Source organism: Candidatus Poseidoniia archaeon (assembly GCA_030748895.1).
Classification (GTDB): domain Archaea; phylum Thermoplasmatota; class Poseidoniia; order MGIII; family CG-Epi1; genus UBA8886.
This window is the reverse complement of the sequence record JASMLC010000022.1, coordinates 1-2,481: the sequence shown is the minus strand read 5'-3', so window position 1 is coordinate 2,481 and position 2,481 is coordinate 1. Positions and strand designations below refer to the sequence as shown.

At 55.5% G+C, this 2,481-nt stretch carries 1 protein-coding gene; it reads left to right on the top strand.

Annotation, left to right across the window (positions count from 1 at the left end; all coding sequences use genetic code 11):
• On the top strand, window positions 1–2,481 hold a 2,481-nt coding region (locus QGG57_06730; GenBank protein ID MDP7007858.1), incomplete at both ends, for a VCBS repeat-containing protein.

Below are 2,481 nucleotides of genomic sequence, written 5' to 3'. Positions count from 1 at the left end.
CGCTTCACGGAACGCTATGGCGGCGACCGCCGCCGCAGTCATCCTGCTGCTGGCCGGCGTCTCGTTCCTGGTGCTCTGGGAAGCCGACGACGCCAGCCGGGTCAGTATCGACGGCTCCCTCGCCGACTGGGAGGGGGTGGATGTTACTGTTGATTCGTTCAGCGACACCAGCAATTCCAACATCAACCTGGTCGGATTTTCAGTTCAGGCTGACGCAGTCTACATGTCATTCCTGACGACGACTGCCGAGCCGATATTCACAACGCAGAGCGGCCATACACTGCGCATCCTCATCGACAGCGATAACGATGCGACGACCGGCTACGCACTGCCGGGCATGGGCGCCGACCACGTCATCGAAATTTACGGGCAGGCGCAGACCGTATGGTCCTCAATGCTCTACACCTTCGACGACAGCCGCGACAGCCATGACTGGAACGGCTTTACCGCGCTCACCAGCCTCAACGCGCGAGCCGCCGGAACCTCGGTTGAGACGCAGGTTCCGCTCTTCGACCTTGGCATGAGCGAGGGCAACGACGCACGCGTCCTGTGGCAGACCAGCGACAGTGCCGGTAACGTGGACTTGGCAGATTCGATAATCTCGCTCAACTCTGGACCCATTTCCGTAGCTGACGCTGCTTCTGCTGCCCAGCAGGCAGCCAACTCGCAGCAGGATGGCCCCGGCCTTGCAATCGACGGCAACTTCAACGACTGGAACGCCATCGCAAAGCTGGCTGACGAGTCATCCGACGTGGAGAACCCCAATGTCGACCTCAGCGAGTACGCGACCGCCCGGCAGGCTGGCGAGACCTACTTTTACCTCAGCGTCGAGGGCGACGTCCTCAGCGGCATTGCCATCCCGGAGGCGGAAGCACGTTCGCGTCCGAGTGGCGACGGCGGTAACGGCGGCGACAGCGTCCCGACGCAGGGTAGCGGCAACCAGCAGAGCGTTCCGCTCCCGGTCGACAGCAGCGTTGACACGGTCCGCGTCTTCATCGACACCGACGGCAACACACTCACCGGCTACCGGCAGTTCGGTATCCCCACAGGTGCGGACTCGATGGTTGAGGTGACTGGCCAGTTCGGTATCATCACCAAGCGCGTCATCCGTGAGTACACCGGCAGCGGCGGCGATGACTGGAGCTGGAGCAGCGGCACGTTAATCGATGCTGCGGCGACCGGAAGCGAGATGGAACTCTCGACTCCGACGCCTATAACCTTCAGTTTCTACCTCCACATCACGGCCTGGAACGATGCTGATGAAGATTCATCCATGGTTGAGGTAGTCGAGTTTGAGGATGGTCAACCGAATTCCAGGACTATTGACACCTCTACCTTCAGCACTGCCGTCGAGCTCGAAGCAGCTGCCGGAGTCTTCAGCATGGCTGTGGGCGACGTTGATAATGACGGAGACGACGACCTGATTGTCGGGACCAACGTAGCGTCGTCAGCGACAACTTCAGTCATCAAGATTTACCAGAATACCAGGGCCTATTCCAGCAGTAACTTTGCTACAAGTGTTACAATCACGCTGGATACCTCTGGTGTAAACGGTGATGTCTGGGACGTTGCTTCGTATGATATCGACGGAGATGGCTATGATGACGTAGTTGCTGTAACTGGTGGTGGAGACCTGATTATCCTCAAAAGCCCGGGCTCGGGTGCCTGGACTGCCAGCAACTGGGAAAGCAGCTCCAGTGATTTTGCGGTAATCCAGTCCAACGCTGGTGGTAAGATCTATTCAGTTGCTATTGGCGATTTGAAGGGAAGTTCCGACAAGGACATCGTTATTGGAATTGATAATTCCGCAGCGACTGAAGTGAAGGCCTATCAGCATCCCGATACTTCGCCTTTCACCAGTGGCTGGAGTAGCATTTTCACAGATAATAGTGGAGCTGATGTTACGGCAGTCGCTATTGGCGACTTCGATGGTGATTCGGATAATGATGTAGTCTATGTTAGCGGTTTGGACCATCGGGTAGAATTTCAGCAGAATGATGGCTCCGGTGGATTTACTTCAGCTGGAATAAAGAACTTCGATGAAACTGGTGGCACCTACACTATTACCAATCTTGTGGCATACGATTTTGACGGTGCAAATGGAGTTGACGTAATCGCATCATCCAATGGTGTAGGGGCTAGCACTGAACTCCAGTGGCTGAAGAATGATGGTAGTGGCGATGATATGAATGGAGATATGACGGTAACTGATATCGCCAGTATCAATGTCAACATGACGGATATGGTCGTCGATGATTTCGATGGAGATGGAGACGGCGATATCGCCGTAGCAGGTACACGCGTCATCTCTCCGTCAGAGATATACGTTGTTGAGAACGAAGGCAGTGACGTGTACGAGACATTTACCGAGACTACGTTGACGGGCAACGTGCAGATTGAAGCCATAGTCCTTATCGACTTGGGTGCCGATGGAAATGTCTGGATGGACCTTGTCTTCGGTCTGGATGATGACACGGCTAA